The organism is Aliiglaciecola sp. M165, from assembly GCF_007197995.1.
In the GTDB taxonomy this organism is placed as follows: Bacteria; Pseudomonadota; Gammaproteobacteria; order Enterobacterales; family Alteromonadaceae; genus Aliiglaciecola.
In genome coordinates this window covers 35,644-50,656 of sequence record NZ_VKKH01000011.1, presented here as the reverse complement: position 1 = coordinate 50,656, position 15,013 = coordinate 35,644, and the positions used below count along the sequence as shown (strand labels likewise).

The following is a 15,013-nucleotide window of genomic DNA, read 5'->3' as shown; positions in this document are numbered from 1 at the left end:
GGCGACGTTTGCGCAAGGTGACTGTCATAACATGACGTCGGTTGCGACAAACTTGGTTTTCACCTTTGCTTGATTTGGCCTAAGCCTCTCTCAAGCGGGACGCGAATTCTACACGCCCCTTGGATGTTGTCAACCATTTTGTGCTGTTTATTTGAAACTTTTTTCAAATCACCAACCGGCTGCATCCCGCTTCACACTTGCTTTACAGCAATGTCACAAAATGCTCATCTGAGCTTTTTGTGAACGAGTGTTCTTGTAAGAACTCCCTGAAGCGAGCGCGCATTCTACAGACCCCCTTTCTAAGATCAAGGCTTTAATTAAAAAAATTGTTTGAATGAACATTAAACGGTCAATTTGATTGGTATCTGCCCATTAGCAACGTTATATTTGTCTGAATACATAAAAGTTGACGGGTAGTAAATAATGTCGATACGTTCGTTTAAAGGTATAGATCCCACATTTGGGTCGAACTGTTACATAGATGAAAGTGCAATATGGATTGGTGACATCCAATGTGGCAATGATGTAAGTATATGGCCGCTGGTTGTTGCTCGTGGTGACGTTAACACGATGAGAATAGGCAACAGAACCAACATTCAAGATGCCACCATGTTACATGTAACAAGAAGTAGCCAGTCTAATCCCAATGGTTATCCACTTGTTATCGGCGACGATGTGACCATTGGACATAAATGCATGTTACATGGCTGCACATTAGGCAATCGTATTTTAGTTGGTATGGGTGCCATTATAATGGACGGTGCGGTAGTAGAAGATGATGTCTTTGTTGGTGCTGGGTGCCTGGTTCCACCCAATAAAACACTTAAAAGTGGTTTCTTATATGTAGGAAGTCCGGCGAAACAGGCAAGAAAATTAAATGAACAAGAAATTGCTTTTTTAAAAACCTCTGCTGATAACTACTTAGTGACCAAAGATGAATATCTCGCAGAGTAGCGCAAGACTATAACTGCGAAACGGAGATTTCAATTTCACCTTGAGAATTGAAATCTTCATTTTCTATTAATTCGGTAATCTTTTCTTCAATATCAAATTGCAACGCTTGATAAACCTTTTCCGAATCGACGCAATTGATTCCCATGACATAGCAATTTATTAATGCGCCGCCTGCGATACTTTGGATTTTTAAGGCTGATTTCTCTTCAATGTAGTCGAATCCATCAATTACTTGAATGTGTTGATTCAAAGGCTCGCTCTCAAATGATTCAATACTTCGTGGGTATCTGGCATCACCCCTCTCCATAATTTAAAACTGTGAGCAGCTTGGCCGACCAACATACCTAACCCATCACTTGTGGTCTTCACACCCAAGCGCGCAGCATGTTCCATAAATACCGTAGGTTTTGGTAAATACACCATGTCATAAGCCATATCGGCTTTAGATAAAACGTAGTCACCCACATTTGGAAGTTCGTTAGCCAAACTTGCGGACGTGCAGTTTATTATAATGTGGTAGTTTTTATTGTTTTGATTTAATTCTTCAAAAGACAACCCAGCAACGTTTTTTCTAGCAAACCAGCTAGCGAGATCCTGAGCTTTCGTTTTTGTGCGATTGACGATGTCGATACTTTGTACTTGTTGTTCAAGAAAAGGTAAAACAACACCCCGAGCAGCTCCACCAGCGCCGATCAATAGAACATTTGTATTTAAGAATGATACTTCTTGTTTAGTCAAATCATAAATAAGACCCTTACCGTCGGTATTATCGCCTGAAAATCGGCCATCATCATGACGGACAATCGTATTTACTGCCCCACATGCTTTAGCGTTTTCTGACAAATCATTGACCCAATTCGCTGCATCTTGCTTAAACGGTGACGTGATATTACAGCCTTTTGCATTAGGATCGTTGAAAAATCGCTCTAAACTGGCAGAAAACTTTCCAACCTGACCTAATATTTTTCCATAGGTTAGAGATTGACCGGATTGACGGGCAAACATTTGATGAATTTCTGGTGAGCGACTCTGTTCAATTGGATTACCGAATACCGCATATCGGTCAACTTGCGACTGATTATTCATTAGCGTCACTCTTAGCGTCCATACTCAACCAGTCGGTTGGCTTTAAAAAAACCTCTGTAAGTTTGGTTTCTGGTGTATTGGATTGTGCATGATAGGCATATTCCCACCTAGCCAAAGGAGGCATAGACATAAGAATAGATTCGGTTCTTCCACCGGTTTGCAATCCAAACAATGTCCCTCGATCGTAGACTAAATTGAATTCAACATAGCGGCCACGGCGATAAAGTTGGAATTGTCTTTCACGTTCGCCAAATGTTTGTGCTTTGCGTTTTTCAATAATCGGCACATAAGCATCCAGATAACCGTTACCTACTGCCTGCATAAACTCGAACGATCTTTCAAAACCCTGTTCATTTAAATCATCAAAAAATAATCCACCCACCCCACGAGTTTCTCCACGATGTTTGAGGTAGAAGTAGTCGTCACACCACTTTTTATATTGAGGGTAAACGCTATTGCCAAAAGGCTCACACAGGTTTCTTGCAATTTTGTGCCAATGCTGAACATCTTCAAGGTAGGGATAAAAGGGTGTTAAATCGAAACCACCACCGAACCACCAGACCGCTTCCTCCCCCTCTTTTTCAGCAACAAAAAATCGAACATTGGCATGTGAAGTAGGGACATAGGGATTGTTAGGGTGAATGACCAGAGAAACGCCCATTGCCTGAAAGCTTCTGCCAGCCAACTCAGGCCTTGCAGCTGTTGCAGAAGTAGGCAATTGCGTACCAAAAACATGAGAAAAGTTTACCCCGCCTTGCTCAATAACATTGCCGTTGGTCATTACTCTAGTGCGGCCACCACCGCCCTCTTCACGTTGCCACTCATCTTCGATAAAAAGACCTTTACCATCTACCATTTCTAAAGTGTGGCAAATTTCGTCCTGTAATTTCAGTAAGAATGATTTGACCCGTTGAATATCCGCAGATATTAACTCTGACATTTATTAGCTCGCTCTAATGATTTCGCCAGTTATTCCGTGCCGAATTTGGCTTGGATTGGCTTGTTGTCCGACTTCCCCTTCAACACAAACAACTTGATCGCCAAACTTATCAATTATTTGAGATTGTGTCCTTGCAGGTTCTTCGCCACTTAGATTAGCACTGGTTGAGACCAATGCACTGTTAAAATTTTCACACAACGTCTTTATGACGGGGTGCGCGCTTACACGAACGGCAATAAGTTCACTCCCTCCTGTAAGAAAATCTGGAGTCGACGGTGATTTTGGGATTAACCAGGTATTAGGGCCAGGCCAAGATTTATCCACCATACCTCTAACCTTATCATCCAATTGGCTGAAGTCGGCAAACGGAAGTAGCTGAGACATATTGGACGCAATAAGGATGACACCCTTCTCCAAAGGCCTGTTTTTTAAATTAAGGATTTGCATGACCGCTTTTTCATTTAGCGGATCACAGCCTAAACCAAACACAGCTTCTGTGGGATAGGCCAGTACTTGACCGCGGATAAATGCATCCACTAGCTGCGCTGAATTTGCATCCAAAATCATAACTGGTTCCGAGGTTAAATTGGCAGGCAAGTGTAATAGATAATGAATGGACTGGGAAGTCAGCTTTGGGCTTCGTCACTAACCGACGTTAGGCAGTTTTTTTGCGGACATTGAAAAATTCTTTGTTCACCCTTTTGTTTTTCTACCATCACTGCCCAATGGCACTTAGGGCAGCTTTTCGCGACAGGTTTGTGATTGAGCAAATATTTGCATTTAGGGTAAGCGTCACAGGAATAAAATGTTTTACCGTATTTGTTTGTGCGTTGTATGAGCTTCCCTGTGGCACACTTAGGGCAGTGCACATGAACATCTGTTTGTTGTTTTACCCCTTCAATATGATGGCAGTCGGGAAATCCAGAACATCCTATAAACAACCCATAACGCCCCTTTTTGATCGACAAAACTTTTCCGCAATCCGGGCATTCAGATCCCTCTATTTGCTTGATTTCTTCGGTATGATTGTCATGGAGTGGTTTAGAGAAGTGGCATGATGGGTAATGCTCACAACCAAGAAAAGCGCCAGTTTTACCTCGTCTGACAGCGAGTTTTCCATTACATTCTGGGCACTCACCAAAATTACCTTCTAACGCATGTTCATGAGCCGCAAACAGTGAATGATCTATTTTGCTCATTGCCTAAGCCCCAAAGATAGATGTGGGCGCCAGATGAACACTAGCGCCAAATCTTTTTTGTGTTTAATGCAGCGGGCCTTCTTGTTCATCAAACAAAAGATCTTCCATTTGTGCGTAAGCGTTTTCTTTGCCGGGCACATTAAAGAGCACCATTAAAACCACCCACTTAAGATCCTCGAGGCAAAATTCTTTGGAATCAATTTCCATGACTCTGTCCACGACCATCTCTCTGGTTGCAGAATCCAGCACATTAATTTGCTCTAAAAACATCAAAAACCCACGGCATTGCACATCTAACCGCATTTCTTCCTCTTGGGTATAGATACGGTTAACAAGCGAGTTACCGGATTTAACAAAATAGGGGTTAATATCGGTTTCTTGCAATGCGGCGAGTTTTTCTAGCCATGAAAGCGCTTTGTATATTTCGTCGTGATGAAATCCGGCACGCACGAGCTCGTCGGTCAATTCATCTTGATCGACACGAATTTCTGTTTCACTGTGAATGAAATTTTCGAAAAGATACATGAGGATATCGAACATATTATTTTCCCCTCAGTTTGACGTAACCACCGGAAACAGTGGCTACTAAACCTCGCAACTCATATTGTAATAATTGCGCCAATACTTCTTTAATCGGCAGATTGCTGCGCTGTATAATGACGTCTAACGCGGTAACGTCATAATCTACACTATCTAACAATTGTGCTGTTGCCAAGCTTTCACATGGACTTTTTTGCAAGTTTCTTACACATGCCCCAGAGTCAAAAGAACTAACGTTCTGAAATTCCTCTAATATATCGTTATAAGTTTCTACGAGCTTAGCCCCTTGTTTGATCAAATGATGACACCCAGCACTAAGTGGGTTCAGTGCACTTCCAGGGACAGCGAAGACTTCACGATTCTGCTCAAGCGCATATTTGGCGGTGATCAACGAACCGCTTCTCACAGCAGCTTCAACCACCAGCACTCCATGAGAAAGCCCGCTTACAATTCTATTTCTTCGGGGAAAATGTTCAGCTTTGGGAGGTGTGTTGACAAAAAACTCAGAAATTAACAATCCGCCTTGATCGACTATATGATCTGCTAGTGAGACATTGCGTTTCGGGTAGATATTATTCAGTCCACTACCCAGAACCGCAATCGTACGACCATTGGCGCTCAAAGCTGCATTGTGTGCGCAGGCATCAATGCCCAACGCCAGACCGCTAGTAACACTCATACCTTGAGCGGCAACATCATGGGCCAGCTCAGAACAAATACGTTTTCCTGTTTGTGTCGGATTGCGGCTCCCGACAATTGCGAGTTGTAAGCTATTAAGAATTGACCTGTCCCCAATGCCAAAAATTACAAAAGGTGGACTGGAAATTTGTTGCAATAAATAAGGATAGTTTTCGTTTTTTAGATGCAGGGCAAAGCGATTTTCACCTTTTGTGAGCCATGCAAGTTGGGTGTCAATTAGCTGCCAATTGGGCCGTTCAATGGCATTGATTTGGTGGTCTTTAAAACCTAGGGATCTCAATTCTCTCGGCGGAAGTGAAAGCAAATCTGTAGCAGGAATAGAGGTGCTTTCTAACAACGTGGTTAATGTGGCAGGTCCTAGTTGAGGAATAAGCTGAATTCTCAGCCAATCAATCAATTTTGATCCATCTGACTCATTAGCTTTGTCACTGTCGTTGCAATCGGTGAGCACATCCTGTGCCATGCATATTCCTTTTTTGTCAGTTATCCAAATTTAAGGTCTCGCAACTATAGCGCCTTGTTTAATCACTTGTTTGGATTGTGTAATGAGTGCATAGCTCGCTTTTTCAAACACTTTAAACACAACCAATTCACCTACTTTCAGAGCCGGCTGCTGAACTTCATCCGCGCCATCAAACGCACTTTGTACAAAGTTATTTTCCGCGTCGTATTTAGGATTTTCACTATCGTAAATAACCGGACCTTGCAGGTAAATTCCCATTACCGCACCCGGCTTAACTTCGCGCTCGCCCAAATCTAACACCACAACATTGTACTTACCCAATAGTCGGTGTTGCTCAAGGCTATCAACAATTTGACCACGCTGGCGGGTAGCAGGGTGCAGCTCTAAGCTTTCGAATTCTGTTGATACTGCAGGCAGCAGTTTGTCGCCCCGTTTGACTTCGAAGTTTGCTTGCTGCACTTCAACTAAGTGTTGATTTTCAACTTCACTTGGCAACGGTTGGGCATCTGCAACATGACGAATTTGAATACCAAGTAAGTTGTCATACTGATCATAAATCTCATTTTGTTTGCGAATGACATTGTAATGTTCCGGTGTTCTGCGGTTTGCTTTGCTCAGCACAATGTCACCGCTGGCAAACCTCACTGAACCATTTTGGTTGCCTAGTAAACGGGGTAATCGCCCATATTCCTCATCCTGCATGATATGACTGTTTTCAACGTAGGGCTGAATGACAGACCAAGGTAACGCTGGGATCGGCGCTCTGGCTTTGCGTTCCATCCTGCCTTGCGGTGAGAGTTTTATCTCGGCCTTGGGTTCTTCGCGAACAACCTCTAGTACAGGTTCACCCTGTTCGTTATATCTGAGGCGCAGTTCGTCTCCCGGGTAAATCAAATGCGGGTTATTGATGTGCACATTGTTGCGCCAAAGTTCCGGCCATAACCAAGGTTTGTCAAGGTACATGGTGGAAATATCCCAAAGCGTGTCGCCTTTTTTAACGACATACACTTCAGGAGCCGTCTGCTTGATATTAATGACATCAGCAATCGCTACCAGTGGCACAAGTACTAGTATCGCTAAAAATTTAATAAGTTTATTGCCCATGCCTTCCTCTTTACGCCGTGCATAGTAGTTTAGTATCGACCTACCCTTGATAAAGCTTGATCGAACTTTATATCTATTTAGGCTAGAATAGCGCCGTCAATGATTCAATAGCATATTTTATTGAACCGTATAGTAATTAATACTGACCTTGGGTCGAGTTTTTAGTCGAGTTCGCCCTTTGTCATGTGAGTATAGTGTAGCTGAAGAACAAAATGGCCATTTTAAATGTATTAAGATTTCCCGATGAACGCCTGCGCACAGTCGCTAAAGCTGTCGATGTGGTGGATGCGGATGTTAAACAACTAGTTGAGGATATGTTCGACACCATGCGTGACGAAAACGGTATCGGTTTGGCCGCTACGCAAATTAATGTGCACAAACGCGTGGTAGTTATGGATGTGTCGGAAGATCAAAGCAACCCCTTGGTGTTTATCAATCCAGAAATCATCGAAATGGATGGTAAAACCATTAGTGAAGAAGGCTGTTTGTCAGTGCCAAACAATTACGCGAAAGTGGAACGTGCTGAGCATGTCAAAGTCAAAGCGCTAGATAAAAATGGTGAAGAATTCACTTTAGACGCGGATGGTCTACTGGCAATCTGTATCCAACACGAATTGGATCACTTAAAAGGTAAGTTATTTGTCGACTATTTGTCACCTCTCAAACGACAACGCATTCGTAGCAAGCTAGAAAAAGAAGCCCGACTCGCCGCCCGCGCCTCCTGAACGAACTAAGGACTCTTTCTTTGACGACACCTCTAAATATCGTATTTGCAGGAACACCCGAATTCGCGGCCCTGCATCTGCAGGCGCTGCTCAATTCACCTCACAATGTCATTGCCGTTTACAGTCAACCTGATCGACCTGCAGGTAGAGGCAAAAAGCTCCAAGCAAGCCCGGTCAAACAAATAGCACTAGAACACGAAATACCTGTTTATCAACCAGAATCCTTTCGCGATGATTTTGCCCAACAGCAACTAGAAACCCTCACTGCAGACCTAATGATTGTTGTCGCTTATGGCTTAATACTGCCGCAGGTTGTGTTGGACACGCCAAAACTAGGGTGTTGGAATGTCCACGGGTCTTTATTGCCCAGATGGCGGGGTGCGGCGCCTATCCAACGCTCAATTTGGGCGGGCGATCAGGAAACCGGCGTGACGATTATGCAAATGGACGCAGGCTTGGATACAGGAGCGATGTTGCTGAAAAAAAGCATCCCCATTGCAGAAAACGACAATAGCGCAACCTTGTATGCAAAATTGGCCATAACAGGCCCAGAAGCCTTGTTATCTTGCTTAGAAAATATCGAATCCCTGAGTCCAGAAGCACAAAACGACGAGCTGGCCAACTACGCTAAAAAACTATCAAAGCAAGAAGCAAAAATGGATTGGTCTTTGCGGGCCGAGCAATTGGAAAGAAATATTCGTGCCTTTAACCCTTGGCCGGTCGCTTATTTTGAACTGCAGGTTAAAGACGAGCCTATTGCTATTAAAGTTTGGCAGGCAAACTGTGTAAACCTTGAAAAACAGTATGTAAATACCGGAGAAATTCTCGAATCTAACAAACAAGGATTACTGATCAGCACCGTCCAAGGCGCTATACAATTAACTCGTATTCAAATCCCAGGTAAAAAAGCGATGGATTTTGCTGATGTGCTAAATGCACGCAAAGAATGGTTCAACGTTGGTCAGGTCTTATCGTGACATCTCAACCAGCCAGCCAAGGGAAAGGAAAACATAAACCGAATCTAAGAGCAGATACAGCGAGAGTTCTGTACAGCATATTGGAAGACGGAAAATCTGCGCGAGAATGTTTGCCCGCTCTCCAAGCGAGGTATCAAGACAAAGACAAGGCGTGGATGCAAGAGATGACCTACGGCGTCTTACGCCAGTTGCCGCTATTGCAAAGCTGGCTGCGAGACATGCTCGACAAACCGTTAAAGAAGCGTTTTAAAGTCGTTGAACACCTCATATTGCTTGGTTTTTATCAGTTAGCTTTTAGTAGAGTTTCAACTCATGCTGCGGTATCCGAAACAGTCGCTGCGGCACCCGCTTTACAGGCGCAATCCTTAAAAGGCTTAGTCAATGCTTTGCTTCGCAACTTTATTCGCCAAGAAAAACAGCAGCAACCTATCACCGATCCACACATAGCCTCTGGGCTACCCAAGTGGCTGTACAAACTCCTAAAAAGTGCCTATCCCGAAAGTGAAGAATCCTTATACGAGCAAATGAATCAACGCCCTCCTATTTGGCTTCGCATAAATCGACTTAAAACATCGTTATCTGACTACCAGACCTTACTAAAGCAACAAAAGGTTGAATTCACACTCAGTGATGAACATAGCCAAGGGCTTTGGCTAGCAAAAAGTGTTGATGTGACGACGTTACCAGGGTTTGACGATGGACTATTTGCCGTTCAAGATGGCGCGGCTCAACTTGCTGCCGAATATTTAGATGCTCAACCTGGGCAGCACGTTTTAGACTGCTGCGCTGCTCCCGGTGGAAAAACCTGTCATATCATTGAGTCTCAACCAAAACTGGCCGACTGCACGGCGCTAGACGTAGATGAGAGCCGCATGGTAAGAGTCAAAGAAAACCTGCAAAGACTCGGTCACCAGGCGAAACTGATCGTTGCCGATGCCAATGATAGCGCCTCATGGTGGGACGGCGTTCTATATGATCGCATTTTACTCGACGCACCTTGCTCAGCAACAGGTGTTATTCGTCGGCACCCGGATATTAAATGGCTGCGGAAAAATACCGATATTGACGTACTTGTGGGTATTCAGCAGCAACTGTTAGACACAATGTGGCAATTACTTAAACCCGGTGGGGTGTTAGTCTATGCTACCTGCTCTATTCTTCCAGAAGAAAATAGCCAACAGATTATCAAGTTCCTAGCCTCCCATGCGGATGCTAGCCTGCTGAAACTCTCGGAAAAAGAAACCATCGCTCAACCAGGAAGACAAATTCTCCCTGGAGAAAAACAAATGGATGGTTTCTATTATGCTAGGCTGCTAAAGTCCTAATATGCATAGAAAATTGTTAGCTAACCATTAGCCATGAAAATCATAATTTTAGGCGCAGGCCAAGTGGGTGGAACACTCGCTGAGAACTTAGTCGGCGAAAAAAATGAAATCACCGTTATCGATTCCGATCAAGAGACCTTGCGCTCGTTACAGGATCGACTTGATCTACAGGTTGTCCATGGTGTCGGCTCGCACCCTGATGTGCTAGAAAAAGCAGGCGCAGAAGATGCCGACATGCTCATTGCCGTGACCAATAGTGATGAAAGCAATATGATGGCCTGCCAGGTCGCACATACGCTATTTAACACGCCTACCAAAATCGCTCGTGTCCGCTCCGAGCAGTATATTATTTACCAAGAGAGACTTTTTCATCATCAAGATATTCCGGTTGATCACCTTATTGCACCGGAACAATTAGTCACCAAGGCGATCAAGCGCTTGATCGATTACCCCGGCGCCTTGCAAGTCGTTGAGTTCGCTGACGGAAAAGCCAGCCTTGTTGCAGTGAAAGCCTATTATGGTGGCTTATTAGTTGGCCATGCGTTATCAACATTAAGAGAGCACATGCCAAATGTTGATACGCGCGTAGCTGCGATTTATCGCCGGGGCAGACCAATACGTCCGTTGGGTACGACAGTCATTGAAGCAGATGACGAGGTTTTCTTTATTGCTGCAACAAAGCATATCCGCGCGGTAATGAGTGAGCTGCAAAAACTTGAGTCCAGCTACAAACGCATCATGATTGCCGGTGGGGGTTTGATTGGCGCCGGACTAGCAAAGCGGTTAGAGCACAATCATAACGTTAAGTTACTTGAATACTCTCCCGAACGCGCTAAATATTTGTCGGCTCATCTCGATAAAACCATAGTATTTTGTGGGGACGCATCGGATCACGAGCTGTTGACGGAAGAAAATGTTCAGCAAGTTGACGCTTTCATCGCGGTCACCAATGACGATGAAGCGAATATTATGTCTGCTATGCTTGCGAAACGATTGGGCGCACAGAAAGCCATGGTACTCATTCAACGCAGTGCATATGTTGATTTAGTGCAAGGTGGTGAAATTGATATCGCATTTTCCCCACAACAAGCGACTATTTCAGCGTTGTTAACCCATATTCGACGGGGTGATATTGTTAACGTTTATTCGTTGAGAAGAGGCGCTGCAGAAGCCATTGAAGCTATTGCGCACGGTGATGAAAGCACATCAAAAGTCATTGGAAGAGCAATCAAAAATATCAAACTACCACCGGGTACCACAATTGGTGCAATTGTGCGCCAAGATGAAGTAATTATTGCGCACAGTAGCACGGTAATCGAATCAAATGATCACGTGATTCTATTTCTGGTCGACAAAAAGTTTATATCGGATGTCGAGAAACTCTTCCAGCCCAGTGCATTCTTTTTTGGATGAGTGATTAGCACTGTATTATTGCGCATTCAAAGGACTTATCTAAACTAACAATTATTAAACGTGACTAATGTTCACAAAGGAGAAATAAAATGAAACATTTGGCAATGGTCGTCGCCGTACTGAGTTTAACGTTTTCGTCGCAATCGCAAGCAGAGGGGTGGTTTGATTCACTCAAAAGCATGTTGGGATTTGGCGAAGAAGTCCAAGAAGAGGCTGCACCCAACGTTTCAGGAATGGTGAGCATGTTAATAGAAAACCTTGGCGTCAATGCAGGGCAAGCACAAGGTGGGTTAGGTTCAATATTTAACTATGTCAAAGGCAATTTATCCGATGAAAAATATGGGCAATTAACCAGTGCATTGCCGGGTGTCGGCGAGCTGATTAAATATGCGCCAGATGTCAGTCAACTGAAGGAATCTGGTGGTTTGGGTGGCTTGTTAGATAAAGCCGCTGAGAGTAGTGAGTCGCTTAAAGCGCTCAATGACGTGAAAAAGCAGTTTGAAGCACTGGGGTTGAAGCCTGAAATGATCATGCAGTATGTTGAGCAGGCTAAACAATACTTGGATACCGAACAAGGTAAAGAAGCCAAAGAAGTATTAATGCAAGGAGTGGGTAACCTCTTAGGCTAATTACAAAACGCTTTTCTACCGTCAGAATAAAAATAAGGAGGCATTTGCCTCCTTTTTTACTCCAACAAGTTAACCTTAAGTATAAATGTTCGATAATTAAGCATCAAACTGCACAAAGCGGTTGAATATTGTGCAGATTGTTATAAATTTATACATGAAATTTACTTTTAAGGAGGAAAGTTATGAATAGCCGTATTTTCACAATTTTCAGTAAAATTAGTCGAATCATCTTGATGCTCTTTGCAGCCTCAGGCTTCATGTTTAGTGCGTTTGCGTTTCAAGACACCTCAGAAGAGGACGAATTGGCTCGAATGCAAGCTCAACTTAATGCAGAAGTTGCGTCAAAGCCTTTCTTAGCGGAAAAGCCTGAAGAGGTCGATGCATACATCAAAAGTATGCTAGAAAAAAACATTAAACCAGAAGAATATAAAGGTACTCATTGGCGCCCAGGTTATACCTGCCGTGATTTACTTAGATACAACTGGACGCAGTATAGGAATTGTCGCTATTACTACCGTTATCACGGTCGTTACTATTACTAAACTAACTTGATTAAGCAGTTCAAGCACTTGAGAAACTAGGAATTATATAGGTATTTATTATGTTGAAAAGGAACCAAATTAAAGTCGCTATCGTTGCTGTCGCTGCACTTGTTCTGTCGGGTTGTGCGGCGGTACATACCTCTATTGCAAAGAAGGATTTGGACGTACAAACAAAATTGAGCACCTCTATTTTTGTTGACCCTGTTGCGCCGGAAAAACGTAAAATTTATTTAGAAGTGCGTTCCGCTGTTCAGGAATTTGACCGCAATTTATTTCGGCAATCACTAGAAGAGCAAATAGCGTCGAGCGGAAACGGTTATTCATTTGTTGATAGCCCAGACGACGCGCAATACACAATGAGTGTCTTTGTTAGAAACCTCGAAAAAGCTTCACCGACTGCGGCTGAAAATTATTTGAGCTCTGGCTATCAAGGTGTAGCAGGAGGTGCAGCATTAGGTTACGCCGCTGGTGGCGGGTATCGTGAAGCTGCAGGCGCGGGTTTAATCGGAGGTTTGGTATCTACCGCGGCAAACGCGTTTGTAAAGGACGTTACCTATTTGTTGGTAGCCGACATTCAAATCAAGGAGCGCGCTCGTAAAGGTGTGTTAGTGCGCAGAGATTCGAAAATCAACACAAAGATCTCAGACGATGGCGCAACAACTCAAACTTATTCAGAAGCAACGAATCAAAAAGAGTACCGAACACGCGTTGTGACAACCGCCAACAAAGCCAACCTTGAACTAGAAGAAGCACAGCCTAGTATGTTTGAAAAAACTGCCTATGCAATGGCGTCATTTTTCTAACCATTAAAATCGTTAAAAAAACCTGCTTTCTAGCGGGTTTTTTGTTGCATAGTTATTTTTGTATTGAGTGTAATTCATATACTTTCAATAGCCGTGAATATTTCTCAACTACGCCAAAATGTTGGTGAGAACAATACAAGCAGTGAAAAAATCTCTAATCGACCGAACAACATCGCCGTAATGAGCAGCCATTTACCCGAATCGGTCACATCAGCAAAGGTGCCAGCAACGCTACCTAAGCCGGGGCCCAAATTGTTAAGGGTTGCGGCTGTTGCTGAAAAAGCAGTGATATTGTCCATACCCGTTGCAATAAGACCTATCATAATTACCACGAAAACGATGGCATACGCGGAAAAGAACCCCCAAACGGCTTCAACAACCCGCTCTGGCATCATCCTGTCACCCAATTTAACTGCATAAACCGCCTTGGGGTGGATGAGACGTTCCACTTCCCGTTTCCCTTGCAAATACAACAAAAAGACGCGGATCACTTTCAATCCACCGCCTGTTGACCCGGCGCAGCCGCCAATAAAGCTTGCAAAGATTAACAGAATCGGCAAAAAGACAGGCCAGTTAGCGAAGTCAGCCGTAGCGAAGCCTGCGGTGGTACTGATTGAAACAGCTTGGAAAAGCGCTTGATCAAAAGCCGCCTCTGCAGTGTCGTAAAGTGAGTGATTCACTAACACCAAAAAGCAAACAGTAATCAGCACAAATTGAATAAAGAAAAAGGCTTTGAATTCCGGATCGTAGAAGTAGCCTTTAAGGGTTCGCCCACTGGCTGCCGCATAGTGTAATGCAAAGTTCAGTGCCGCAATCCAAAGGAAAATGACACAAATCAAATTGATAACTGGACTATCAAAGTGACCAATACTTGCGTCATATGTCGAAAATCCGCCAATGGCGATAGTCGAAAACGCATGGCAAATAGCATCAAACCAATCCATACCCGCTGACCAATAAGCTACTGTGCAGGCGGTAGTCAACGCGAGGTATATGTACCATAAATGTTTTGCTGTATCGGCAATTCTAGGGGTCATTTTTGAGTCTTTAACTGGGCCAGGCGTTTCAGCGCGATATAACTGCATACCACCGACTCCCAAGATGGGAAGTATCGCTACGGCTAAAACAATAATTCCCATACCGCCTAACCACTGTAGCTGCTGGCGATAAAACTGTACTGACTTGGGCAGGTACTCGATACCTTCGATTACGGTGGCGCCGGTGGTGGTTAATCCAGAAAAAGACTCAAAAAACGCATCCGTAACCGACATTTGTGGTTGATCTAGCAAAAGGAACGGAAAAGCACCGAAGCTGGCAAGCACAACCCAGAACAGCACGACTATTAAAAATCCCTCTTTGGCCCTTAAGTCGTTTTTAAAACTTCGATTGGGGTACCAAAATGCCAGCCCGGTAAATAAAATGAGAAAAAAGGCAAGAATAAAAGGCAGACCACTACCATCTTCGTAGATCAAAGAGATGATCCCAGGAAACAACATGGTGGTACTGAACATGGCCACCAGTAAGCCTAGAATCCGGATAATTGTGCGGTACTGCATCATCGCTGTGAACACTCGATGAGTAACAACAATCCACAACGTATGGGTTGAGTCATTT

The 15,013-nt window shown here is 43.8% G+C and carries 17 protein-coding genes; 8 read left to right on the top strand and 9 right to left on the bottom strand.

All coding sequences use genetic code 11. The features are described from left to right. Positions 1 to 423 precede the first annotated feature (423 nt). Positions 424 to 954, top strand: a complete 531-nt coding sequence (locus FM019_RS20320; RefSeq protein WP_143837935.1) for a gamma carbonic anhydrase family protein — start codon at positions 424 to 426, stop codon at positions 952 to 954. Positions 955 to 961: 7 nt separating this feature from the next. Here FM019_RS20320 and FM019_RS20315 read toward each other — a convergent pair whose 3' ends face one another. The 8 genes from FM019_RS20315 to FM019_RS20280 all read right to left on the bottom strand — a co-directional run bounded on the left by FM019_RS20315 (position 962) and on the right by FM019_RS20280 (position 6,985). Continuing rightward, complete coding sequence (locus FM019_RS20315) at positions 962 to 1,204, bottom strand: DUF1488 domain-containing protein (protein WP_143837934.1); 243 nt, start codon at positions 1,202 to 1,204, stop codon at positions 962 to 964. Then, the gene (gene aroE / locus FM019_RS20310) at positions 1,201 to 2,040 is read right to left on the bottom strand and encodes a shikimate dehydrogenase (RefSeq protein ID WP_143837933.1); all 840 of its coding nucleotides are present in this window, start codon (positions 2,038 to 2,040) and stop codon (positions 1,201 to 1,203) included. Before aroE ends, FM019_RS20315 begins: the two co-directional genes overlap by 4 nt. Next, on the bottom strand, positions 2,033 to 2,980 hold the full coding sequence (gene hemF / locus FM019_RS20305) for an oxygen-dependent coproporphyrinogen oxidase (RefSeq protein WP_143837932.1): 948 nt from the start codon (positions 2,978 to 2,980) through the stop codon (positions 2,033 to 2,035). Before hemF ends, aroE begins: the two co-directional genes overlap by 8 nt. 3 nt (positions 2,981 to 2,983) lie before the next feature. Then, complete coding sequence (locus tag FM019_RS20300; RefSeq protein WP_143837931.1) at positions 2,984 to 3,547, bottom strand: Sua5/YciO/YrdC/YwlC family protein; 564 nt, start codon at positions 3,545 to 3,547, stop codon at positions 2,984 to 2,986. Positions 3,548 to 3,606: 59 nt separating this feature from the next. Further along, complete coding sequence (locus tag FM019_RS20295; protein WP_143837930.1) at positions 3,607 to 4,179, bottom strand: topoisomerase DNA-binding C4 zinc finger domain-containing protein; 573 nt, start codon at positions 4,177 to 4,179, stop codon at positions 3,607 to 3,609. A 63-nt stretch (positions 4,180 to 4,242) separates the two neighbouring features. Continuing rightward, positions 4,243 to 4,719 carry a DUF494 family protein gene (locus FM019_RS20290; RefSeq protein WP_143837929.1) on the bottom strand — a complete coding sequence of 159 codons (477 nt, stop codon included), beginning with the start codon at positions 4,717 to 4,719 and terminating at the stop codon, positions 4,243 to 4,245. A gap of 1 nt (position 4,720) precedes the next feature. Next, positions 4,721 to 5,881, bottom strand: a complete 1,161-nt coding sequence (dprA, locus tag FM019_RS20285) for a DNA-processing protein DprA (protein WP_143837928.1) — start codon at positions 5,879 to 5,881, stop codon at positions 4,721 to 4,723. A 30-nt stretch (positions 5,882 to 5,911) separates the two neighbouring features. After that, positions 5,912 to 6,985 (bottom strand): LysM peptidoglycan-binding domain-containing protein, encoded by a 1,074-nt coding sequence (locus FM019_RS20280; RefSeq protein WP_143837927.1) that lies wholly within the window; start codon positions 6,983 to 6,985, stop codon positions 5,912 to 5,914. A gap of 212 nt (positions 6,986 to 7,197) precedes the next feature. Between FM019_RS20280 and def the strand changes: the two genes are divergently transcribed. The 7 genes from def (at position 7,198) to FM019_RS20245 (ending at position 13,399) form a co-directional block, all read left to right on the top strand. Further along, the gene (gene def / locus FM019_RS20275; protein WP_143837926.1) at positions 7,198 to 7,710 is read left to right on the top strand and encodes a peptide deformylase; all 513 of its coding nucleotides are present in this window, start codon (positions 7,198 to 7,200) and stop codon (positions 7,708 to 7,710) included. A gap of 20 nt (positions 7,711 to 7,730) precedes the next feature. Further along, positions 7,731 to 8,687 (top strand): methionyl-tRNA formyltransferase, encoded by a 957-nt coding sequence (gene fmt, locus FM019_RS20270; protein ID WP_143837925.1) that lies wholly within the window; start codon positions 7,731 to 7,733, stop codon positions 8,685 to 8,687. Further along, positions 8,684 to 10,012, top strand: a complete 1,329-nt coding sequence (gene rsmB, locus FM019_RS20265) for a 16S rRNA (cytosine(967)-C(5))-methyltransferase RsmB (protein ID WP_260681688.1) — start codon at positions 8,684 to 8,686, stop codon at positions 10,010 to 10,012. The genes fmt and rsmB overlap by 4 nt, the downstream gene beginning before the upstream one ends. Positions 10,013 to 10,045: 33 nt before the next feature. After that, positions 10,046 to 11,425 carry a Trk system potassium transporter TrkA gene (trkA, locus tag FM019_RS20260; RefSeq protein WP_143837923.1) on the top strand — a complete coding sequence of 460 codons (1,380 nt, stop codon included), beginning with the start codon at positions 10,046 to 10,048 and terminating at the stop codon, positions 11,423 to 11,425. Between the two features lie 89 nt (positions 11,426 to 11,514). Next, positions 11,515 to 12,054, top strand: coding sequence for a DUF2780 domain-containing protein (locus tag FM019_RS20255; RefSeq protein WP_143837922.1), 540 nt, complete (start codon positions 11,515 to 11,517; stop codon positions 12,052 to 12,054). A gap of 233 nt (positions 12,055 to 12,287) precedes the next feature. After that, positions 12,288 to 12,596, top strand: coding sequence for a hypothetical protein (locus tag FM019_RS21060; RefSeq protein WP_313901713.1), 309 nt, complete (start codon positions 12,288 to 12,290; stop codon positions 12,594 to 12,596). Between the two features lie 59 nt (positions 12,597 to 12,655). Then, entirely contained in the window at positions 12,656 to 13,399 is a 744-nt protein-coding gene (locus tag FM019_RS20245) for a complement resistance protein TraT (protein WP_143837921.1), read from the top strand. Between the two features lie 104 nt (positions 13,400 to 13,503). On the opposite strand, the gene FM019_RS20240 is transcribed toward FM019_RS20245, so the two are convergent. Continuing rightward, positions 13,504 to 14,955 carry a TrkH family potassium uptake protein gene (locus tag FM019_RS20240; protein WP_143837936.1) on the bottom strand — a complete coding sequence of 484 codons (1,452 nt, stop codon included), beginning with the start codon at positions 14,953 to 14,955 and terminating at the stop codon, positions 13,504 to 13,506. Positions 14,956 to 15,013: the final 58 nt, after the last annotated feature.

What these genes read in the sequence shown, in the direction of transcription:
- FM019_RS20240 (WP_143837936.1), bottom strand. Translation starts at nt 14,955, where the DNA reads ATGCAGTACCGCACAATTATCCGGATTCTAGGCTTACTGGTGGCCATG.
- hemF (WP_143837932.1), bottom strand. Translation starts at nt 2,980, where the DNA reads ATGTCAGAGTTAATATCTGCGGATATTCAACGGGTCAAATCATTCTTA.
- FM019_RS20300 (WP_143837931.1), bottom strand. Translation starts at nt 3,547, where the DNA reads ATGATTTTGGATGCAAATTCAGCGCAGCTAGTGGATGCATTTATCCGC.
- FM019_RS20290 (WP_143837929.1), bottom strand. Translation starts at nt 4,719, where the DNA reads ATGTTCGATATCCTCATGTATCTTTTCGAAAATTTCATTCACAGTGAA.
- FM019_RS20255 (WP_143837922.1), top strand. Translation starts at nt 11,515, where the DNA reads ATGAAACATTTGGCAATGGTCGTCGCCGTACTGAGTTTAACGTTTTCG.
- FM019_RS20320 (WP_143837935.1), top strand. Translation starts at nt 424, where the DNA reads ATGTCGATACGTTCGTTTAAAGGTATAGATCCCACATTTGGGTCGAAC.
- FM019_RS21060 (WP_313901713.1), top strand. Translation starts at nt 12,288, where the DNA reads ATGCTCTTTGCAGCCTCAGGCTTCATGTTTAGTGCGTTTGCGTTTCAA.
- def (WP_143837926.1), top strand. Translation starts at nt 7,198, where the DNA reads ATGGCCATTTTAAATGTATTAAGATTTCCCGATGAACGCCTGCGCACA.
- FM019_RS20245 (WP_143837921.1), top strand. Translation starts at nt 12,656, where the DNA reads ATGTTGAAAAGGAACCAAATTAAAGTCGCTATCGTTGCTGTCGCTGCA.
- dprA (WP_143837928.1), bottom strand. Translation starts at nt 5,881, where the DNA reads ATGGCACAGGATGTGCTCACCGATTGCAACGACAGTGACAAAGCTAAT.
- trkA (WP_143837923.1), top strand. Translation starts at nt 10,046, where the DNA reads ATGAAAATCATAATTTTAGGCGCAGGCCAAGTGGGTGGAACACTCGCT.
- FM019_RS20295 (WP_143837930.1), bottom strand. Translation starts at nt 4,179, where the DNA reads ATGAGCAAAATAGATCATTCACTGTTTGCGGCTCATGAACATGCGTTA.
- FM019_RS20280 (WP_143837927.1), bottom strand. Translation starts at nt 6,985, where the DNA reads ATGGGCAATAAACTTATTAAATTTTTAGCGATACTAGTACTTGTGCCA.
- aroE (WP_143837933.1), bottom strand. Translation starts at nt 2,040, where the DNA reads ATGAATAATCAGTCGCAAGTTGACCGATATGCGGTATTCGGTAATCCA.